At 60.9% G+C, this 21,333-nt stretch carries 17 protein-coding genes and 1 pseudogene; 8 read left to right on the top strand and 10 right to left on the bottom strand.

The features are described from left to right. Positions 1-96: 96 nt before the first annotated feature. The 9 genes and pseudogenes from phaZ to ELQ88_RS04425 form a co-directional block, all read right to left on the bottom strand. The gene (gene phaZ / locus ELQ88_RS04390) at positions 97-951 is read right to left on the bottom strand and encodes a poly(3-hydroxyalkanoate) depolymerase (protein ID WP_128872201.1); all 855 of its coding nucleotides are present in this window, start codon (positions 949-951) and stop codon (positions 97-99) included. A gap of 156 nt (positions 952-1,107) precedes the next feature. Further along, entirely contained in the window at positions 1,108-2,787 is a 1,680-nt protein-coding gene (phaC, locus tag ELQ88_RS04395) for a class II poly(R)-hydroxyalkanoic acid synthase (RefSeq protein WP_138963847.1), read from the bottom strand. A 257-nt stretch (positions 2,788-3,044) separates the two neighbouring features. Next, positions 3,045-3,422 (bottom strand): DUF971 domain-containing protein, encoded by a 378-nt coding sequence (locus ELQ88_RS04400; RefSeq protein ID WP_128872199.1) that lies wholly within the window; start codon positions 3,420-3,422, stop codon positions 3,045-3,047. Positions 3,423-3,558: 136 nt separating this feature from the next. After that, positions 3,559-4,896, bottom strand: coding sequence for an ATP-dependent protease ATPase subunit HslU (gene hslU / locus ELQ88_RS04405; protein WP_128872198.1), 1,338 nt, complete (start codon positions 4,894-4,896; stop codon positions 3,559-3,561). Positions 4,897-4,952: 56 nt separating this feature from the next. Continuing rightward, the gene (gene hslV / locus ELQ88_RS04410) at positions 4,953-5,483 is read right to left on the bottom strand and encodes an ATP-dependent protease subunit HslV (RefSeq protein ID WP_007948954.1); all 531 of its coding nucleotides are present in this window, start codon (positions 5,481-5,483) and stop codon (positions 4,953-4,955) included. 300 nt (positions 5,484-5,783) lie between these two features. Then, complete coding sequence (locus tag ELQ88_RS04415; protein ID WP_128872197.1) at positions 5,784-6,491, bottom strand: SPOR domain-containing protein; 708 nt, start codon at positions 6,489-6,491, stop codon at positions 5,784-5,786. Position 6,492: 1 nt separating this feature from the next. Next, positions 6,493-8,229 carry an arginine--tRNA ligase gene (gene argS, locus ELQ88_RS04420; RefSeq protein ID WP_128872196.1) on the bottom strand — a complete coding sequence of 579 codons (1,737 nt, stop codon included), beginning with the start codon at positions 8,227-8,229 and terminating at the stop codon, positions 6,493-6,495. Between the two features lie 138 nt (positions 8,230-8,367). After that, positions 8,368-8,487, bottom strand: a pseudogene (locus ELQ88_RS34520) (outer membrane lipoprotein carrier protein LolA); the annotation flags it as partial. 68 nt (positions 8,488-8,555) lie between these two features. Further along, complete coding sequence (locus ELQ88_RS04425; RefSeq protein WP_138963849.1) at positions 8,556-10,775, bottom strand: primosomal protein N'; 2,220 nt, start codon at positions 10,773-10,775, stop codon at positions 8,556-8,558. Positions 10,776-11,062: 287 nt separating this feature from the next. Between ELQ88_RS04425 and rpmE the strand changes: the two genes are divergently transcribed. From rpmE to ELQ88_RS04440, 3 genes are all read left to right on the top strand, one after another. Next, positions 11,063-11,296: a 50S ribosomal protein L31 gene (gene rpmE / locus ELQ88_RS04430; protein ID WP_028621753.1), complete on the top strand. Its 234-nt coding sequence runs from the start codon at positions 11,063-11,065 to the stop codon at positions 11,294-11,296. A 14-nt stretch (positions 11,297-11,310) separates the two neighbouring features. After that, on the top strand, positions 11,311-12,111 hold the full coding sequence (locus ELQ88_RS04435) for a thermonuclease family protein (RefSeq protein ID WP_138963851.1): 801 nt from the start codon (positions 11,311-11,313) through the stop codon (positions 12,109-12,111). A gap of 182 nt (positions 12,112-12,293) precedes the next feature. Further along, positions 12,294-13,562 carry a malic enzyme-like NAD(P)-binding protein gene (locus ELQ88_RS04440; RefSeq protein ID WP_030129218.1) on the top strand — a complete coding sequence of 423 codons (1,269 nt, stop codon included), beginning with the start codon at positions 12,294-12,296 and terminating at the stop codon, positions 13,560-13,562. 247 nt (positions 13,563-13,809) lie between these two features. Here ELQ88_RS04440 and ELQ88_RS04445 read toward each other — a convergent pair whose 3' ends face one another. Beyond that, on the bottom strand, positions 13,810-16,257 hold the full coding sequence (locus ELQ88_RS04445) for a penicillin-binding protein 1A (protein WP_138963853.1): 2,448 nt from the start codon (positions 16,255-16,257) through the stop codon (positions 13,810-13,812). Positions 16,258-16,469: 212 nt separating this feature from the next. Between ELQ88_RS04445 and ELQ88_RS04450 the strand changes: the two genes are divergently transcribed. The 5 genes from ELQ88_RS04450 to pilQ are packed head-to-tail and all read left to right on the top strand — an operon-like array spanning position 16,470 to position 21,333. Beyond that, the gene (locus ELQ88_RS04450) at positions 16,470-17,534 is read left to right on the top strand and encodes a pilus assembly protein PilM (protein ID WP_138963855.1); all 1,065 of its coding nucleotides are present in this window, start codon (positions 16,470-16,472) and stop codon (positions 17,532-17,534) included. After that, a complete protein-coding gene (locus tag ELQ88_RS04455; RefSeq protein WP_128872934.1) occupies positions 17,534-18,097 on the top strand; it encodes a PilN domain-containing protein in 564 nt (187 codons plus the stop codon). Before ELQ88_RS04450 ends, ELQ88_RS04455 begins: the two co-directional genes overlap by 1 nt. Continuing rightward, positions 18,094-18,717, top strand: coding sequence for a type 4a pilus biogenesis protein PilO (gene pilO, locus ELQ88_RS04460; RefSeq protein WP_138963857.1), 624 nt, complete (start codon positions 18,094-18,096; stop codon positions 18,715-18,717). The genes ELQ88_RS04455 and pilO overlap by 4 nt, the downstream gene beginning before the upstream one ends. Next, complete coding sequence (locus ELQ88_RS04465; RefSeq protein ID WP_138963859.1) at positions 18,714-19,241, top strand: pilus assembly protein PilP; 528 nt, start codon at positions 18,714-18,716, stop codon at positions 19,239-19,241. The genes pilO and ELQ88_RS04465 overlap by 4 nt, the downstream gene beginning before the upstream one ends. A 13-nt stretch (positions 19,242-19,254) precedes the next feature. Continuing rightward, positions 19,255-21,333, top strand: coding sequence for a type IV pilus secretin PilQ (gene pilQ / locus ELQ88_RS04470; RefSeq protein WP_138963861.1), 2,079 nt, complete (start codon positions 19,255-19,257; stop codon positions 21,331-21,333).

The following is a 21,333-nucleotide window of genomic DNA, read 5'->3' on the forward strand; positions in this document are numbered from 1 at the left end:
CTTCAGGCCTAAAACAAATACGTCGAACCAGAACACCATAGTCGCTGTTACGGGTTGTTGCGCGCAGCGGCGTCCTGCCGACCGACAATGGGCCAGTTAACCGCCCAATGGCGCCGGATGCGGATGCATGACCGCGCGCTGCCTTTCTTCCTCAAGGAATTTCATGATGATCGGTGCCACTGCTTCGGCCCGGGTAATCAGGAACAGATGCCCGTCATCGATGATGTGCAACTGAGCGTTGGGAATCCGCCACGCCAGCACACGCATGTTGATCAGCGGGATCAGCGGATCGTCGTCGCCGGCCAGCACCAGGGTTGGCTGATGGATCTTGTGCAGCCAGTGAATGCTGGTCCAGCCGACGCCCGCGAACAACTGCCAGTAGTAACCGAGCTTGCCCGCGGAGCGCACCTTGGCGGCGTGGCTGGCGGCGAGGGTTGGATCGCGCCGGAACGCACCGCCGTAAATCATCGGCGCAATGCGGATGACATGAGACGGCTGGATATAGCGCCGTGGGCTGGCCATCAGCCATAGCACTTTGGGCTTGCCCGGCACCATCACCGCGCCAGCCGCCGTGGCCGCCAGAACGAGTTTCTTGCACCGCTCGGGGTAGTCGAAGGCGAACTGCTGGGCGAGGGCGCCACCCCAGGACACGCCGATCACGTTGACTTTTCCATAGTCGAGATAGTCGAGCATCCGCGCCGTGAGTTTCGCCAGGCCCGGAAAACGATACGGTCGGTTTGGCGTCGACGAGCCGCCGACACCGGGTACATCGAAGGCGATGACTTCCAGGTCCGGGTCCAGCGCTGCGATGAACGGAAACACCAGCTCCAGGTTGGCGCCAATGCCGTTGAAAATCAGCAAGGGCGTCAAGTGAGGCTTGCCGGGGCGTACCGCCGTGCGGAGGGTCTGGCCATCCAGGTCGACGGTACGAAATATGAACTGTTGCGGCATGCTTCAAACCCTGTGGGTGAATTCGTACTCGATCCCCTGTAGGAGCGAGCTTGCTCGCGAAAAACGAGAGGACAACGCGTGATCCAGGGAGTACGCGTTCTCGTTGACGTCCATCGCGAGCAAGCTCGCTCCTACAGGTAGAGCGAGGTGCGTCGATTACCGCTCGTGTACGTAAGTGCCCGGTGCCGCCTCGCCTGGCGGATACGCCTTGTTGCCCAGTTTCGCCGGAGCCTTTTTCAGCTCGCCCGAACGCTCGGCCTGCCAGGCCTGCCAATGCAGCCACCAGGAGTCAGTGTGCTTGGTGGAGTTTTCCTGCCAGTCCTCGGCCTTGACCGGCATTTCGCTGCTGGTCATGTAGCGCGATTTCGGATTGCCCGGCGGGTTCAGAATGCTCTGGATATGCCCGCTGCTGGACAGCACGAACTCGACCTTGCCGCCGAACAGTTGCGCCGATTTGTAGCAGGACTTCCACGGCGTGATGTGGTCGTTGGTCCCGGCCAGGGAAAAGATGTCGACAGTGACCTGCTTCAGGTCGATCGGCGTACCGCACACTTCCAGTGCGTCGGGGCGAATCAGCGGGTTGTTCTTGAACAGTTCGATCAGGTCGCCGTGGAATGCCGCAGGCAACCGCGTGGTGTCGTTGTTCCAGAACAGGATGTCGAACACCGGCGGCTCGTTGCCCAGCAGGTAGTTGTTGACCCAGTAGTTCCAGATCAGATCGTTGGGGCGCATCCAGGCGAAGACTTTCGCCATGTCGCGGCCTTCCAGTACACCGGCCTGATATGAGTGGCGCTTGGCGGATTCGAGGGTTTGTTCATTGACGAATAGCGCCACGTCGCTGTCCAGCGTGGTATCGAGCACGCTGACCAGCAAGGTGAGCGCATTGACCTTGGTCTCGCCAAGCGCCGCATAGTGACCCAGCAGCGCGGTGCAGGTGATGCCGCCGGAGCAGGCGCCGAGCATGTTCACGTCTTTGCTGCCAGTGATCGCGGTGACCACGTCGACCGCTTCCTTGAGCGCCTCGATGTAGGTCGACAGCCCCCACTCGCGCTGCTCCTTGGTCGGGTTGCGCCAGCTGACGATGAAGGTCTGCACGTTATTGCGCAGGCAGAACCGCGCCAGGCTCTTGTCCGGGCTCAGGTCGAACACATAGAACTTGTTGATCTGCGGCGGCACCACCAGCAAGGGCCGCTCGTGCACCTGCTCGGTGGTCGGCCGGTACTGGATCAGCTCCAGCACGTCGTTGCGGAAGACGACTGCGCCTTCGGTCACGCCCAGGCTTTTGCCGACTTCAAATGCGCCCATGTTGACCTGGCTCGGCATGCCGCCGTTGTGCACCAGATCCTTGGCCAGATGCGAGAGGCCGTCGAGCAGGCTTTTGCCGCCGGTTTCGAAGAAGCGTTTGACCGCTGCCGGGTTGGCCGCGCTGTTGGTCGGCGCCATGGCTTCGGTCATGAGATTGATCACGAAATGCCCGCGACTGGCATCATTGGGCGACAGATTGCTCTCGTCGATCCAGTCGTGGAGCTCCTTGCGCCACGCCAGATAAGTTTGCAGATAACGTTTGTAGAGCGGGTTCTGGCTCCAGGCCGGATCCGCGAAGCGACGGTCATCGCTTGCCGGTTGCAGCCCGGACTTGCCGAGCAGCACGTGCGTGAGTTCACGACCGAAATGGGCGACATGTTTGGCACTGTGAATGGGTTGTTTGATGGCTTGCCTGAGCACCATCCGAGCAGACGCCAGCAGATCCTTGCCACGCAATCCAACGACAGGATTCAGTCCCAAGGTGTTTTCCGAGGCCTGATACTTCAAGTCATCGTTATTCTTGTTACTCATCTACGACGCTCCATTGTCCCGAGACGAGTACCCGGGCCGGCTGCGCAGTCTCACAGCCAATGCCAGGTACTACTGCTCGGGTGACCGTTAATTCTGCATCGCTGCTTTTCAGTACAGCGAGCACTGCAGGGACCTTGCCAGTTCCATTGGTTACCCGAGTTTAATTTTTTTCGCAAGCAGGCCAATCGTCGGCCTGTAAGCCGAGCATTCAAACAGATGAAATTAGAAAATGCCTTCTAAAGAACGAGAGGCCCGACCTAGAGCATCAGCTTGACGATGGACTCGCTTGGGTCACGGGTTTTTCCGGCCGCCTTGAGCTCGGCAAGATAATCGTTCCAGAGATCCTCTTGGCGCATGCCCAACTGGTACAGATATTCCCAGGTGAACAGGCCGCTGTCGTGGCCGTCGTCGAAGGTCAGTTTCAGTGCGTACTGGCCGGCCGGTTCGACCTTGGACAGGCCTACGCCGATCTTGCCAAATTGCAGGATGGGTTTGCCGTGGCCCTGGACCTCGGCGGAGGGAGAGTGCACCCGAAGGAATTCGGCGGGCAGGTGAAATTCCTCGCCGGTCGCGTATTTCAGCGACAGGGTTTTCGAGGCTTTGTGCAGTTTGATGTCGGTGGGGAGTTGGGTCATGGCCTGAGTTCCGTTATGGGTGGAACCCTGCAGGAGCGAGCTTGCTCGCGATGGACGTTAACGATAACGCGTACTTACTGAATACACGCGTCGCCCTCAGGTTCATCGCGAGCAAGCTCGCTCCTACAAGTGTGGCTTACAGGATATAACGGGACAGGTCTTCGTTCTGCGCCAATTCGCCCAGGTGGTTGTTGACGTAGTCGGCGTCGATCAGGATCGCCTTCTCCTCGTGGGCGCTGGCCAGATCGCCGGCGCTGAACGACACCTCTTCAAGCAGGCGCTCGAGCAGGGTGTGCAGGCGGCGGGCACCGATGTTCTCGGTCTTCTCGTTGACCTGCCAGGCGATCTCGGCGATTCGCTTGATGCCGTCCGGCTGGAATTCGATGACCAGGCCTTCGGTTTTCAGCAAAGCGCAATACTGCTCGGTGAGCGAGGCGTGCGGCTCGCTGAGAATGCGTTCGAAGTCTTCAGGCGTCAGCGCCTTCAGCTCGACGCGAATCGGCAGGCGACCTTGCAGCTCGGGCACCAGGTCGCTCGGCTTGCTCAAGTGGAACGCACCGGAGGCGATGAACAGGATGTGGTCGGTCTTGACCATGCCCAGCTTGGTGTTGACGGTGCAGCCTTCGATCAGCGGCAGCAAATCGCGCTGCACGCCTTCACGGGACACGTCGACGCCACCGGAGTTGCCGCGCTTGGCGACCTTGTCGATTTCGTCGATGAACACGATGCCGTGCTGCTCGACCGCTTCCAGGGCCTTGGCCTTCAACTCTTCTTCGTTGACCAGGCGACCGGCTTCTTCGTCACGCACCAGTTTCAGTGCTTCCTTGACCTTGATCTTGCGGCTTTTCTTTTTGCCCTTGCCCATGTTGGCGAACAGGCTCTGCAACTGGTTGGTCATTTCTTCCATGCCCGGCGGCGCGGAGATATCGACGCCGACCACTTCGGCAACTTCGATTTCGATCTCCTTGTCGTCCAGCTGACCTTCGCGCAGGCGCTTGCGGAACAGCTGGCGGGTGTTGGAATCGGCCGACGGCGCGGCGTCTTCGTTGAAACCCATGCGTGCCGGTGGCAACAGGGCGTCAAGGATGCGTTCTTCGGCGGCGTCTTCGGCGCGATGGCGAACCTTGGTGATTTCCTGTTCGCGCAGCAGTTTGATGGCCGCGTCAGCCAGGTCGCGAATGATCGATTCTACGTCGCGACCGACATAACCGACTTCGGTGAACTTGGTCGCTTCGACTTTGATGAACGGTGCGTTGGCCAGTTTGGCCAGGCGCCGGGCGATCTCGGTTTTACCGACGCCGGTCGGGCCGATCATCAGGATGTTCTTGGGGGTCACTTCAACGCGCAGCTCTTCAGGCAGCTGCATCCGACGCCAGCGGTTACGCAGCGCGATGGCGACGGCGCGCTTGGCATCGTCCTGGCCGATGATATGGCGATTGAGTTCGTGGACGATTTCACGGGGAGTCATGGACATAAGTATTTGGCGGACCTCAAGCAAGAATGAGCCGTGGCACAAAGGCCTGAACAGGCTTACTCGGCGCAGTCCTGCTCCTCAATGGTCTGGGTGTGGTTGGTGAATACACAGATGTCGCCGGCGATGCCGAGTGCGGTTTCGACGATTTCCCGGGCGGACAGATCGGTTTTCTTCAGCAGCGCGCTGGCGGCGGCCTGGGCATAACCACCCCCGGAACCCATGGCGATCAGCCCTTCTTCGGGTTCGACCACGTCGCCGTTGCCGGTAATGATCAGGGACGCGTCTTTGTTGGCGACCGCGAGCATGGCTTCGAGGCGGCTGAGGGTGCGGTCGGTGCGCCACTCTTTGGCGAGTTCGACGGCGGCGCGAACCAGATGACCCTGATGTTTCTCGAGCTGGCCTTCGAAACGCTCGAACAGGGTGAAGGCGTCGGCAGTGGCGCCGGCAAAGCCGGCGATCACCTGGCCGTGGTACAGGCGGCGAACTTTCTTCGCGTTGCCTTTCATCACGGTATTGCCCAGAGAAACCTGGCCGTCGCCGCCCATGACGACTTTGCCGTGGCGGCGAACTGAAACGATGGTGGTCAAGGGAGAGTCTCCACGCAGTGGGGCGAAAATGCCTTATGCCAACTCATATGGGGGTGGTGATGCGTTTTTCAACTGCGGGGAGGGAGAGAGGACGAGCGGTGTGGTTTTGGCGAGGTGTGTGTTGCGTGTGCTGACGCCATTCGCGAGCAAGCCCGCTCCCACACTGGATTTGTGTTGTTTGCAGGTTCTATGGCAAACGGAGATTCAATGTGGGAGCGGGCTTGCTCGCGAAGGAGGCGACCCGGTATTCCAGGCCGCCCAGAGCATTTGCCCCGTTATTATCTCTTGAGGCTGTGTCCTTTAACGGCTCTGGCGTTGTTGTAACAACAGGTTGCTGAAACCGCTGCCGGCCAGTTGTTTCTGGGCGGTGGTCAGTTGCTCGCGGTTGCTGAACGGTCCGACCAGTACCCGATACCAGGTTTCATCTTTCACGGTGCCGGATTCAACCGCCACCGCCTGACCGAGCAGGATGATCTGCGCGCGAACCTTGTCCGCGTCAGCTTCTTTGCGGAACGAGCCAGCCTGCAGGAAGAACTTGGTCACCGGTGCCGCTTTGGACACCGGCGGCGCTGGCGGCGGAGTAATCCCGGCCAGTGCGGCCTGAGCCCGCGCGGTATCGATCTTCGCCGCTTGCTCCGGCGTCACCGGCGTGGTCGGAATGGCCGGCACTTGCGGCGTCGGCAGGGTTTTCTCCGGCACCGCATCCGGCGGCACGATCACTTCCGATTCCGGCAGCAAGGTATAGAAGTCGTATTTCGGCTTCACCGGCTGTGTCGGGCTCGGCGGGGTCTTGTTGGCCTCGGCGATCCGGGTGGCTTTCTGCTGCTCGATTTTCTCGCGCTTGACGCTCTCGCTGCCCTTGCCCGGTTCCAGCTTCATCAGGAACACGATAAACGCGCCGACCGTGAGGCCGATGGCCATCCACAGCCAGCCCGGAATCGGTTGCTTTGCAGGAGCTTGGTAACGGCTGGCGCCACGCTTGGGTGCAGGTTTTTTCTTGGCGGCCAACTTACATACGCTCCAGAGTTTCCAGACCCAAGAGTTCCAGGCCTTGCTTGAGAGTGCGGCCGGTCAGCGCGGCGAGGCGCAGGCGGCTCTGCATTTGCGCCGGGGTGTCGGCGCCGAGGATCGGGCAGTTCTCGTAGAAACTGGAGAACAGGCCCGCGACATCGTACAGGTAGGTGCACAGAATGTGCGGCGTACCTTTGTCGGACACGTTATTCAACACTTCGCCGAACTGCGCCAGTTTCGCGGCCAGTTCGTGTTCGTGTGCCGCCTCGAGGACGATCTGGCCTTCGACTTCGCTGAAATCCTTGCCGAGTTTGCGGAACACTCCGGCCACGCGGGTGTAGGCGTACAGCAGGTACGGTGCGGTGTTGCCTTCGAAGTTCAGCATCAGGTCGAAGTTGAAGCTGTAGTCGCTGGTGCGATGCTTGGACAGGTCGGCGTACTTCACCGCGCCAATGCCCACGACCCTGGCGATGTTGCGCAGTTCGTCCTCAGCCAGTTCCGGGTTTTTCTCTTTCACCAGGTTGTAGGCCCGTTCCTGGGCTTCGGTCAGCAGGTCGATCAGCTTCACGGTGCCGCCGTCACGGGTCTTGAACGGACGGCCGTCGGCGCCGTTCATGGTGCCGAAGCCCATGTGTTCCATCTCCATCGGGTGCGTCACGAAGCCGGCCTTGCGCGCCACGGCGAACACTTGCTGGAAGTGCAGGGCCTGACGTTGATCGACGAAATACAGTGCGCGATCGGCCTTGAGCTTGCCGCTGCGATAACGCACCGCCGCCAGGTCGGTGGTGGCATACAGGTAGCCGCCGTCGGCCTTGACGATGATCACCGGCAGCGGGTCGCCATCGGCGTTCTTGAACTCGTCGAGGAACACGCACTGGGCGCCGTTACTTTCGACCAGCATGCCGGCGGCCTTGAGGTCGTTGACCACGTTGATCAGGTCGTCGTTGTAGGCGCTTTCGCCCATCACGTCGGCCATGGTCAGTTTGACGTTCAACAGCTCGTAGATTTTCTGGCAGTGGGACAGCGAGATGTCCTTGAACTTGGTCCACAGCGCCAGGCAGTCCGGGTCACCGGCTTGCAGCTTGACCACCAGGCCACGAGCGCGGTCGGCGAATTCTTCGGATTCATCGAAACGTTGCTTGGCCGCGCGGTAGAAGTTTTCCAGGTCCGACAGCTCGTCGCTGGTGACCGGGTTTTCCTGCAGGTACGCCATCAGCATGCCGAACTGGGTGCCCCAGTCGCCAACGTGGTTCTGGCGGATCACTTCGTCGCCGAGGAACTCGAGGACCCGCGCCACGCCGTCGCCGATGATGGTCGAGCGCAAGTGGCCGACGTGCATCTCTTTGGCCAGGTTCGGCGCCGACAGGTCGACTACGGTGCGCTGCGCCGCACCCGCCTTGCGCACGCCGATGTGAGCGTCGGCCAGGGCGGCATCCAGGCGAGTGGCCAGGGCTTGGGTGTTCTGGAAGAAATTGAGGAAGCCCGGGCCGGCGATTTCGGCTTTGGAGACGTTTTCGTCGGCCGGCAGCGCGGCGATGATTTTCTCGGCCAGGTCGCGCGGCTTCATGCCGGCCGGTTTGGCCAGCATCATCGCGATGTTGCTGGCGAAATCGCCGTGAGTCTTGTCACGGGAGTTTTCCACCTGAATCGCCGGCGACAGGCCTTCAGGCAACACACCTTCGTTGACGAGTTGGGTGATGGCTTGTTGGATCAGCTGGCGAATGGTGTCTTTCATGGTCTTCTCTTTCGACCGCAAGCGCGGCGGCGCTTCGATGCGCTGGTGGAAAAACTGGGCATTATCCGTGGCGAAGGCGGGCTTGCCAACTATAGCGGGCAGGATGTGGATATGTGGTGACTATTCGGCCGCTTTCGCTGTAGGAGCGAGCTTGCTCGCGAATAACCTGAGAGCGCCGCGGGGTGTCAGGTTTGCAGCGTTATCGTTGACGACCATCGCGAGCAAGCTCGCTCCTACAGGGGGATATGCGTCGATCACACAACCAATGAACACCACAGGCCCGTTGTGGGAGCGAGACCGGCTTGCCCTCGATGGCGATCTTGAAATCAATACAAATCCACCGGATCCACATCCAACGACCAGCGCACCGCCCGCCCACCAGGCATCTGCTCCAAAATCAGCAGCCAGCTGCTTAATAGTCGATGCAGTGGTGCGCGAGCCGTCGCTTGTAGCAACAACTGCGCACGATAGCGCCCGGCCCGTCGTTCCATCGGTGCCGGTACCGGCCCGAGCAGCTCGATCCCGGTCAGGTTCTGTTCGGCCAGCAAACGCTCGGCCTCGCTGCACGCTTCATCGAGAAAACCTTCGGCCTGCCCCGGTTTGTGCGCTTCGGCCCGCAGCAGCGCCAAGTGCGCAAACGGCGGTAGTCCTGCCGAGCGACGTTCGCTCAACGCCTGCTCGGCAAACGCGAAATACCCCTGTTCGGTCAATTGCACCAGCAGCGGATGGTCTGCAAGGTGGGTTTGAATGATCACCTTGCCCGGCTCTTCAGCCCGGCCTGCGCGGCCTGCGACCTGGACGATCAGCTGCGCCATGCGTTCGCTGGCGCGGAAGTCGCCGGAGAACAGGCCGCCATCGGCATCGAGTATCGACACCAGGGTCACCCGTGGGAAGTGGTGCCCTTTGGCAAGCATCTGCGTGCCTACCAGAATGCAGGGATGGCCTTTCTGGATAGTGGCGAACAGTTGGTTCATCGCGTCCTTGCGTGAAGTGCTGTCGCGGTCGACCCGCAGCACCGGGACGTCGGGGAACAAAATAGCCAGGCGTTCCTCGGCGCGCTCGGTGCCGGCCCCTACCGGGCGCAGGTCGACTTTCCCGCACTTGGGGCAATGCCGGGGCACGCGTTCGACGTAGCCGCAATGGTGGCAGCGCAACTCGCCGGAGCGCTGGTGCACGGTCATCCGTGCATCGCAGCGTTGGCATTCGGACATCCAACCGCAATCGTGACACAGCAGCGTCGGCGCAAAACCGCGGCGGTTGAGAAAAACCAACACCTGCTGACCCGCCGCCAGTGTCTGGCCGATGGCCTGCTGCATCGGCCCGGAAATGCCGCTGTCCAGGGGGCGGCTTTTCACGTCGAGACGCAGAAAGCGCGGTTGCTTGGCGCCACCGGCGCGTTCATTCAGGCGCAGGAGTCCGTACCGACCGGTATAGGCGTTATGCAGGCTTTCCAGTGACGGGGTGGCGGAGCCGAGGACAATCGGGATATTTTCCTGTCGTGCCCGCACCAACGCCAGGTCGCGAGCGTGATAGCGCAGGCCCTCCTGCTGTTTATAGGAGCTGTCGTGCTCTTCATCGATGATGATCAGGCCGGGGTTCTTCATCGGGGTGAACAGCGCCGAGCGGGTGCCGATAATGATGTCGGCCTCGCCGTCCCGCGCGGCAAGCCAGGCGTCCAGGCGCTCACGATCATTGACCGCCGAGTGGATCAGCGCGATGCGTGCATTGAAACGCTGCTCGAAGCGCGCCAGGGTCTGCGGGCCGAGGTTGATCTCCGGGATCAGCACCAGTGCCTGCTTGCCCGCTTCAAGAGTTTCGCGAATGAGCTGCAGATACACTTCGGTCTTGCCGCTGCCGGTGACGCCGGCCAGTAAAAACGCGTGATAACTGTCGAAACCGGCGCGAATCGCTTCATAAGCCGCACGCTGCTCGGGATTGAGCGGCAGCTCCGGTTGCGCCAGCCAGCGTTCGTGGCGCGCGCCGGGGGCGTGCCTGCGGATTTCCACCTGTACCAGGTCTTTGGCCAGCAACAGGTCGAGGCTGTCCTTGCTCAACATCAGTTTGCTCAGCAGCTGATGGGCGACGCCGTGGGGATGCTGGGCCAGGGTCGCCAGGGCCTCACGCTGGCGCGGGGCGCGGGCGATGCGTGGGTCATCGAGGCTGGCGCCCGGCGCAGCGGACCAGAAACGCTCCTGGCGCGCTTCGGCCAGTTCGCCCTGGCGCAACAACACCGGCAGCGCCCAGCTCAAGGTATCGCCGAGGCTGTGTTGATAATACTGGGAGGTCCACAGGCACAGCTTGAACAGCGCCGGCGGCAATGGCGGTGTGGCGTCGAGCAGGGCCAGGGCCGGTTTGAGCTTTTCTGCCGGCACTTCGCTGGAGTCGGTGACCTCCACCAGAATCCCGATCATCTCCCGTCGGCCGAACGGCACCCGCAGGCGCATGCCCGGATGCAACTGGGCACGCAGCACGCCGGCCGGGGCACGGTAATCGAACAGGCGGCGCAGCGGCGAGGGCAGGGCGAGGCGCAATATGGCGTCGGGCACGCGGGGGGATCTCTTTGGGCGGGCAATAAATGCAAGGCTGGACGCAATACCTGTAGGAGCGAGCTTGCTCGCGAAGGTATTCCAGCCGCTGAGTGGCGTCGGTTGTACCTTTTTCGCGAGCAAGCTCGCTCCTACAGAGCAATGTACTTTGGACCGGGAGCCTAGCAGACGGTCGGTGTGAGGGACAGCTTGCGTGATTTGAAACCTCTGGTAGAATCCGCGGCCTAATTACGTGCGGTATTCAACAATGGTGTTGAGTGGCGGCACGCTAGCCTGAGGAATACACCATGAAAGCCGATATCCATCCAGCATACGAAACCATCGAAGTAACTTGCAGCTGCGGCAACAAGTTCGAAACCCGTTCGAACCTGTGCAAGCCACTGGGTACTGACGTATGCAACGAGTGCCACCCGTTCTACACCGGTAAGCAGAAGACTCTGGATACTGGCGGCCGTGTACAGCGCTTCGCAGACCGTTTCGGTGCGTTTGGCAAAGCCAAGGCTCCTGCTGCGGCAGAGTAAGGTTACAAAGCCCCATGGGCTTTACCTTGCTGATGAAAAAGGCGTCCCTTGCGGGCGCCTTTTTTGTGTCTGCGTTTTGGCTATGTGCTGCCCAGGCCTTCTGCCCGGCGCCGGACGGCCTGGCCTCGGTCACGGTGCAGCGGGTGGTGGACGGCGACACGCTGCGCCTGAGCGATGGCCGCAGTGTGCGCATGATCGGTTTGAATACCCCGGAGCTGGGCAGGAAAGGCCGTGCCGACGAGCCGTTCGCCGTGACGGCCCGCAAACGCCTGGAAGCGCTGGTTGCGGCCAGCGACGGACGGCTCGCAGTGCTGCCCGGCAAGGAAAGCAAGGATAACTACGGCCGTACCCTGGCTCATCTCTACAGCGCGGATGGCGCCAACCTCGAAGCGCAAATGCTCGCTGAGGGCCTGGGATTCCAGGTGGCCGTCGCGCCCAATGTCGATCTGGTCGCCTGCCAGCAAGCCGCGGAACGCAGTGCCCGTCAGGCCGGGCTGGGCGTGTGGCGACAATCAACTGTTTTGAAAGCGGAGCAGATCAACACGTCCGGTTTTGCCGTGCTCAGCGGTCGTGTGAGCAAGGTACAGCGCAATCGCGGCGGGGTTTGGATCGAGTTGCAGGATGCAGTTGTATTGCGCGTTGCACCCAATATGCTTGGCCAGTTCGATGTGGCGGCGCTTGAGCGGCTCAAGGGCAAGCAGATCGAGGCGCGCGGCTGGGTAGTGGATCGTTCGCGCCGCGGTGGGCGCAAAAACGGGCAGGCGCGCTGGTTATTGCCACTGACCCATCCGGCGATGCTGCAAGCGCTACCCTGATAAAAAATTGTAGACATTTTTTATGTCGATTGTGAACAGTCCATCCCTTGTGTTCCGTGGCTCTTGGCCCAAAGTCGTAGGGCAGGCCGCTTGACAGCGGTGACTGGTCAGTCTTGTGGGGACTTTGCGACACGAGTATCCTCGGCGATCCGTCTGTCCAACAGTAAAAGCGGAATGCCCACATGTCTGATCTGAAAACTGCCGCTCTCGAATATCACGCCCATCCTCGTCCAGGGAAGCTGAGTGTCGAGCTCACCAAGGCCACCGCTACCGCCCGCGACCTATCGCTGGCCTACAGCCCCGGCGTAGCCGAACCAGTACGCGAAATCGCCCGCGATCCTGAACTGGCCTACAAATACACCGGCAAGGGCAATCTGGTTGCAGTCATTTCCGATGGCACAGCGATTCTCGGCCTGGGTAACCTCGGCCCATTGGCTTCCAAGCCAGTGATGGAAGGTAAAGGCGTGCTGTTCAAGCGCTTCGCCGGCATCGACGTTTTCGACATCGAAGTCGACTCCGAAAGCCCGCAAGCTTTCATCGACACCGTCAAGCGCATCTCCATCACGTTTGGTGGCATCAACCTGGAAGACATCAAGGCACCCGAGTGCTTTGAGATCGAACGCGCCCTGATCGAACAGTGCGACATTCCGGTCTTCCACGATGACCAGCACGGCACCGCGATCGTGACCGCGGCCGGCATGATCAACGCCCTGGAAATCGCTGGCAAAACCCTGGCTGACGCCAAGATCGTCTGCCTGGGCGCCGGTGCTGCCGCCATCTCCTGCATGAAATTGCTGGTGAGCATGGGCGCCAACATCGAAAACATCTACATGGTTGACCGCACCGGCGTGATCCACTCCGGCCGTGACGACCTGAACCAGTACAAGGCTGTCTTCGCTCACGCGACCGAGAAACGCACCCTGGCTGACGCGCTGGAAGGCGCTGACGTGTTCGTAGGCCTGTCCGGTCCGAACCTGCTGAGCGCTGAAGGCTTGAAATCCATGGCGGCCAACCCGATCGTGTTCGCGTGCTCGAACCCGGATCCGGAAATCTCCCCGGAACTGGCGCATGCCACCCGCGACGACGTGATCATGGCCACCGGCCGTTCGGACTACCCGAACCAGGTCAACAACGTACTGGGCTTCCCGTTCATCTTCCGCGGTGCCCTGGACGTTCGCGCCAAGCGCATCAACGAAGAAATGAAAGTGGCTGCGGCCAACGCCCTGCGTGAACTGGCCAAACTGCCAGTGCCTCAGGAAGTGTGCGACGCCTATGGCGGCATCAAGCTGGAATTCGGTCGTGAGTACATCATTCCGAAACCAATGGATGCCCGCCTGATCACCCTGATCTCCGATGCCGTGGCCAAGGCTGCGATCGAGACCGGTGTGGCGACCTTGCCGTATCCGAAGAACTACCCGCTGAAAAGCGTGGATGATGTGTTCAACGGTTAAGTCGTTGTAGCGCTTCAACCGAAAGCCCCGATTCGTATGAGTCGGGGCTTTTTTTTTATGTCTGAGAGGTTTGTGTCGTTTGTGAGGGCCTCTTCGCTGGCAAGCCAGCTCCTACAGGGGTGTAGGAGCTGGCTTGCCAGCGAAGGCGGCCTGATAGGCGACGACCATCTTCAGGCTGCAGCAATAATCCATATGAAAAAAGCCCCGCGCTTCTCCCGAAGGCGGGGCTTTTTGATGGGCTGTGCGATCAGAACAAATCGATCGGCGCCCCTTCATCCGCGGGCAGCGGGCTGCCCGGCGCATTGCCGTTGCCCAGCTCGTTACCCGACGGTGGCGTGTCCTCGGCCTTGAACAGTTCGAAGTAGGCGCCTGGCGTGCCTGGGGAGGCTGCACGGCCACTGATCGGGTCGACGCGCAGGCTGAGGATGCCTTCCGGTTCTCGCTGCGTATGCGGCGGCTTGTCCTTGAGCGCGGCGCCCATGTAGCTCATCCAGATCGGCAGCGCGACAGTGCCGCCGTACTCCCGGCGACCCAGGCTTTCAGGCTGGTCGAAGCCGGTCCAGACGGTGGTCACGTAGTCAGCGTTGTAGCCGGAGAACCAGGCGTCCTTGGATTCGTTGGTGGTGCCGGTCTTGCCCGCAATGTCACTGCGCCCCAATGCCAGGGCGCGGCGGCCGGTGCCGCGTTTGATGACGTCCTCGAGCATGCTGTTGAGGATGAACGTGGTGCGGCCGTCGACAATGCGTTCGGCCACGGCCGGGGTGGGCGGCACTGGCTGGGCAGTCAGGGTGTCGCCTGGCGTTGCGCTGACGGTGAACGCGTCTGCAGCCGGTGCCGGTGCCGCGATGCCGTTGCTGACTGCATCGCCTTTCGGAACGCTTGGCGGGTTGGCGACGAACAGTGTGTCGCCGTTGCGGCTTTCGATCTTGTCGATAATGTACGGGGTGATCTTGTAGCCGCCGTTGGCGAAGGTGCTCCAGCCGGTGGCGATTTCCATGGGCGTCAGGGTGGCGGTGCCCAGGGCCAGGGACAGGTTGCGCGGCAGGTCCTGCTTGTTGAAGCCGAACTTGCTGATGTAGTCGATGGTGCGGTCCACGCCCAGCGCTTGCAGCAGGCGGATCGACACCAGATTGCGCGACTTGTAGAGCGCCTCTCGCATGCGGATCGGACCGAGGAAGGTGTTGGTGTCGTTCTTCGGGCGCCAGACCTTGTCCAGGTATTCGTCGACAAACACGATCGGGGCGTCGTTCACCAGGCTGGCGGCGGTATAGCCGTTATCCAGCGCGGCACTGTAGACGAACGGCTTGAAGCTCGAACCCGGCTGACGCTTGGCCTGCAGAGCGCGGTTGTAGTTGCTCTGCTCGAACGCAAAGCCGCCGACCAGCGAGCGAATGGCGCCGTTCTGCGGGTCGAGGGACACCAGTGCGCCCTGGGCTTGCGGGATCTGGCTGAACTTCAGGGAGTTGTCGGGCTGGCGCTGGACGCGAACCAGATCACCGACCTGAGCCACATCCGAGGGCTGCTTCGGATTGGGGCCCATGCTGTTGGTGTTCAGGAACGGCCGCGCCCATTTCATGGTGTCCCAGCTGACGTGTTCTTCGCCGGTGCGGGTCAGCACTTGCAGGCCAGTCTTGTCGACGTGAATGACGATGGCCGGCTCAAGGCTGCTGACGGTGCGCTGTTTAGTCAGTTCCGTCGCCCAGGCCTCGCGGGTCTTGCCCGGCAGGCGTGACTCGGGGCCACGATAGCCATGCCGCTGATCGTAGGTCATCAAGCCTTCGTGGACCGCGGTGTTGGCCATTTCCTGCAGGTTGCTCGGCACCGTGGTGGTCACGCGAAAGCCTTCGGTGTAGGCATCGCTGCCATAGCGCCCGACCATTTCGGCGCGGGCCATTTCCGCGATGTACGGCGCATTCACCTCCGGAGTCGGTACGTGATAACTGGCGTTGAGCGGTTCGTTGATCGCCGTGGTGTAGTCGGCTTCGGAGATTTTGCCCAGCTTGTACATGCGCCCCAGGATCCAGTCGCGACGCTCTTTGCTGCGGACGGGGTTGGCCAGTGGGTTAAAGCGCGACGGCGCCTTGGGCAGGCCGGCGATCATCGCCATTTGTGCCAGGCTGACGTCTCGAATCGACTTGCCGTAATAGACTTGCGCCGCGGCCTCGATGCCGTAGGCGCGGTTGCCCAGGTAGATTTTGTTCACGTACAACTCAAGGATTTCGTCCTTGGTCAGTTGCCGTTCGATCTGCAGGGCCAGGAGGATTTCAGTAGTCTTGCGCGAGAAGCTGCGTTCGCTGGTAAGGAAAAAATTCTTCGCAACCTGCATAGTGATGGTGCTGCCGCCGGACTGGATGTGTCCGCTCTTGATCAACTGAGTGGCGGCACGCATCAGGCTGCCGGGATCGACGCCGTAGTGGTTGGCGAAATTGTCGTCTTCGGCGCTGAGCAAGGCATTGATGAAATTGGGCGGGATGTCGGCGAAACGGATCGGCGTGCGGCGCATTTCGCCAAATTCAGCGATCAATTTGTCGTCGCTGCTGTATACCCGCAATGGAATCTGCAACTGAATGCTTCTCAGTGTCTCCACGGATGGCAATCCGGGACTAAGGTATAAAAACGCGCCGCTCAGACCAAGGAGCAGTCCGCAGAAGACGGCGACGATGGACCACCCGAAAAATTTCAGCAGACGAATCAAGGCTTTTGGATATCCAGGCAAAGAATGAATTAGGCTCAGGGTTCAGGTAAACAGGGAACGACCCGCGCTTGAAGTAAATGTGGAAAAAAACGCTGGGCATTATAAGCATTTTTCCGTCAAGGGCGTCATTTGCGCTGCTGTCAAGACGGGTGGTGTGAACGCAATGCGTATTACGGAGTCCGTAACTCACGGAAAGTCATAGGGAATTGGTAGTGCTAGGACTCTTCAATAAAAAGGCCAATACGCTGCTGGGGATCGACATCAGTTCCACGTCGGTCAAGCTTCTGGAATTGAGCCGCCAGGGTGATCGCTACCGGGTCGAGGCCTATGCGGTCGAACCGCTGCCCCCCAGTGCGGTGGTCGAGAAAAATATCGCCGAGCTCGAAGGCGTGGGTCAGGCCCTCGCACGCGTGCTGCTCAAGGCCAAGACCAGCCTCAGGAACGTCGCCGTGGCCGTGGCCGGTTCGGCAGTGATCACCAAGACCATCGAGATGGATGCCGGTCTTTCCGACGACGAGATGGAAAACCAGCTGAAGATCGAGGCCGATCAATACATCCCTTATCCATTGGACGAAGTCGCGATCGACTTTGAAGTCCAGGGCGTGTCGGCGCGCAGCCCCGAGCGGGTCAATGTGCTGCTGGCGGCTTGTCGCAAGGAGAACGTCGAAGTCCGTGAAGCGGCCTTGGCGCTGGCCGGCCTGACCGCTCGGGTGGTCGACGTCGAGGCCTACGCGCTGGAGCGATCGTACGGCCTGCTGACGCGTCATATGGCGGCCTCCCAGGCGGGGCTGACGGTGGCGGTGGTCGACATCGGCGCCACCATGACCACGCTGAGCGTGCTGCACAATGGGCGCATCATCTACACCCGCGAGCAATTGTTCGGCGGTCGCCAGCTGACGGAAGAAATCCAGCGACGATATGGCTTGACCCTCGAGCAGGCAGGGCTGGCGAAGAAACAGGGCGGCCTGCCGGACGACTACGTCAGCGAGGTCCTGCAGCCATTTCGCGAGGCGCTGGTGCAGCAGGTGTCCCGCTCGTTACAGTTTTTCTTCGCCTCCGGTCAGTACAACTCGGTCGATCACATTCTGCTGGCCGGCGGTACCGCGTCGGTCTCGGGGCTGGACCGGTTGATCGAGCAGCGACTGGGCACCCCCACGCAAGTGGCCAACCCCTTCTCCGATATGAGCCTGAGCAGCAAGGTCAACGCCGGTGCCCTGGCCAGTGATGCCCCGGCACTGATGATTGCCTGCGGGCTGGCCCTCAGGAGTTTCGACTGATGGCGCGGATCAATCTTTTACCCTGGCGCGAGGAACTGCGTGAAGCGCGTCGCAAGCGCTTTTTGCTGGCGCTGGTCGGGGTGCTGGTGGGTTCGGTGGGGGCGGTGCTGATTGCGGACCAGGTCATCAAAGGCGCCATCGATCGTCAAATCGCCCGTAACGACTACATCGGCAAGCAGATTGCCGTGGTCGATGAGCGGATCAAGCAGATCAGCGACCTCAAGGCCCGTCGCCAGCAGCTGGTCGAGCGCATGCGCATCATCCAGGACCTGCAAGGCAATCGCCCCATCAGCGGGCGCATCTTCGATCAGTTGGCGCGTACCTTGCCGGATGGCGTTTACTTCACCGAAGTGAAAATGGTCGGCAAAACCTTGTCCATTGCAGGCGCGGCAGAATCCAACAATCGCGTATCAGACCTGATGCGCAACCTGGATGCGTCCGACTGGTTCGATGCGCCCAGCCTCACGGAAGTCAAAGCGACCACCGCCGGTCAGCTCGATCAGGCCAATGTTTTCCAATTGACCGTACGTCAGACTCAACCGGCCGTGGAGAGCGCCAAATGAGGCTGTCCGAATGGTTCGAAGGCCTGCGCAAGATCGATATCAACGACCTGGATACCAACAACATGGGTTCCTGGCCGCCGGTGATCAAGGCATCGGCGGGTGCCCTGCTGATGGTCTTGGTGCTGGCGCTGGGGTACAGCTTTTACATCAGCGATCAGGAGGGTCGCCTCGACCTCAAGCGCGAGGAAGAGTCGACCCTCAAGGAGCAATTCGCCAGCAAAGCCCACATGGCGGCGAATCTGGAGCTGTATACCCAGCAGATGAAGGAAATGGAGAACTCTTTCGGCGTGCTGCTGCGCCAATTGCCCAGTGACACCGAGGTGCCCGGCCTGCTGGAGGACATCACGCGCACGGGCCTGGGCAGCGGTCTGGAATTCGAAGAGATCAAGCTGTTGCCGGAGGCCTCCCGGCAGTTCTACATCGAGCTGCCGATCCAGATCACCGTCACCGGTGCCTACCATGACCTGGCCACCTTCGTCAGTGGCGTAGCGGGACTGCCACGCATCGTCACCCTGCATGACTTCGATATTGCGCCGGCCAACCCCGAGGGCGGGCCGAGGTTGCGCATGAGCATCCTGGCCAAGACTTACCGCTACAACGACAAGGGGCTGCAAAAATGAGCCCGATTCGTTGTGTATCGATGATGGTATTCATCGCCGGCCTGGCCGGTTGTGGCAGCGGCAATGACGTCAGTGACCTCGATGCCTACATGAACGAAGTGCGCCTGCGACCGCCGGGCAAGATTGAACCCACCCCGATATTCCAGTCATACCCGACATTCACCTACAGTGCCGCCAACCTGAGAAGCCCGTTTTCCAGGCAGGCCAGAGTCGATCTGACGGGTCAGAAACACGGCTCGCGCAACGTCAAGCCCGACCCTGGTCGGGTCAAGCAATACCTCGAAGGTTTCAACATCGAGCAGTTTGAAATGGTCGGTACCCTCTCCAATGCGACGGGTTCCTTTGCGCTGCTGCGCGGAGCGGGCGGTGTGCATCGGCTGAAAGTCGGCGATTACCTGGGACGTAACGATGGACGGATCGTCGCCATCAGCGGCTCGCAGGTCGATGTGGTCGAAATCGTTCCGGACGGCGAAGGCGCCTGGCTGGAGCGGCCGCGGACCATTCCTTTGAAAGAGCACTCATAGTGGAACTCGAACAATGATCAGGATTTTCTCCACCTTCGGTATTTCGCTATGGATAGCGCTGCTGTCGCCGATGGTATCAGCGGCCAACCTCAAGACGCTGGATGTCGCGGCGTTACCGGGAGACCGCGTCGAGTTGAAGTTGTCCTTCGATGGACCGCCCCCGACGCCCCGTGGCTACACCACGGAATCGCCGGCACGGATTGCGCTGGATCTGCCCGGGGTAGTCAGTCAGCTGAAGAGCAAGAATCGCGAACTGGGGGGCGGCAATGCCCGCAGCGCCACGGTGGTGGAGGCCAAGGACCGCACGCGGCTGATCATCAACCTCACTCAATTGACCCCGTATGACGCGCGGGTCGAAGGCAACACCCTGTTCGTGGTTGTCGGGCAAGGCGCCGCGAAGGCCGCACCCCGGCCCGCCAATACGCCTCGCGCTGCCACTGCAACGCCAGCCCCGGCCAGGACGTATGCGCCGGTGGGCAAGGCCATACGGGGCGTGGATTTCCAGCGCGGCACCCAGGGTGAAGGCAATGTGGTCATCGATCTGTCGGACCCCACCATCGCCCCGGATATTCAGGAGCGCGACGGCAAGATCATCCTCGGTTTCGCCAGGACACAACTGCCCGAGCCATTGCGGGTGCGCCTGGACGTCAAGGACTTCGCCACGCCGGTGCAGTTCGTCAATGCCAGCGCCACGGGCGATCGGGCCACCATCAGCATCGAGCCCAGCGGCGCGTTTGACTATTCGACCTATCAAACCGACAACAAGCTGACGGTCAGCATCCGGCCGATGACCGTCGACGACCTGCAAAAACGCAACGCCGAGCGTTTCACCTACACCGGTGAAAAGCTCTCGCTGAATTTCCAGGACATCGATGTGCGCTCGGTGCTGCAACTGATCGCTGATTTCACCAACCTCAACCTGGTGGCCAGCGACACGGTGCAGGGCGGGATCACCCTGCGTTTGCAGAACGTGCCGTGGGACCAGGCGCTGGACCTGGTGCTGAAAACCAAAGGCCTGGATAAACGCATGATCGGCAACGTGCTGCTGGTGGCGCCCGCCGATGAGATTGCCGCGCGCGAACGCCAGGAGCTCGAGTCGCAAAAGCAGATTGCCGAACTGGCGCCTTTGCGTCGCGAGCTGCTGCAGGTCAACTACGCCAAGGCCGCGGATATTGCCAAGCTGTTCCAGTCGGTGACCAGTGCCGAGGCAAAAATCGACGAACGGGGCTCGATCACCGTCGATGAGCGCACCAACAACATCATTGCCTACCAGACCCAGGACCGCCTTGACGAGCTGCGCCGTATCGTTGCGCAACTGGATATTCCGGTGCGGCAGGTGATGATCGAGGCGCGCATCGTCGAAGCCAATGTCGATTACGACAAAAGCCTCGGCGTGCGCTGGGGCGGTTCGGTGCAGAACAAAGGCAACTGGAACACGTCCGGGGTCAGCAACGGCTCGTCGACCACCATTGGTACGCCGGGCAGTACCAGCACCAACTCGCCGTTCGTCGACATGGGCACCGCCGGCAACACCTCGGGACTGGGCATCGCGTTCATCACCGACAATGTGTTGCTGGACCTGGAGCTGACCGCGATGGAGAAGACCGGCAACGGCGAAATCGTCTCGCAGCCCAAGGTGGTCACATCCGACAAGGAAACCGCGAAAATCCTCAAAGGCACCGAAATTCCCTATCAGGAAGCCAGCTCCAGCGGCGCCACGTCGGTGTCGTTCAAGGAGGCCTCGCTGTCGCTGGAAGTGACGCCGCAGATCACCCCGGACAACCGGATCATCATGGAGGTCAAGGTCACCAAGGACGAGCCGGACTACTTGAACAAGGTGCAGGATGTGCCGCCGATCAAGAAAAACGAGGTCAATGCCAAGGTGCTGGTCAATGACGGCGAGACCATCGTCATTGGTGGCGTTTTTTCAAATACTCAGAGCAAGGTTGTAGATAAGGTGCCATTTCTTGGCGATGTGCCGTATCTTGGCCGCCTTTTCCGGCGTGACGTGGTTTCGGAGAAAAAATCCGAGCTGTTGGTGTTTCTCACTCCGCGTATCATGAATAACCAGGCGATTGCTGTGAGTCGTTGA

This window comes from Pseudomonas sp. MPC6, from assembly GCF_006094435.1.
GTDB lineage: Bacteria > Pseudomonadota > Gammaproteobacteria > Pseudomonadales > Pseudomonadaceae > Aquipseudomonas.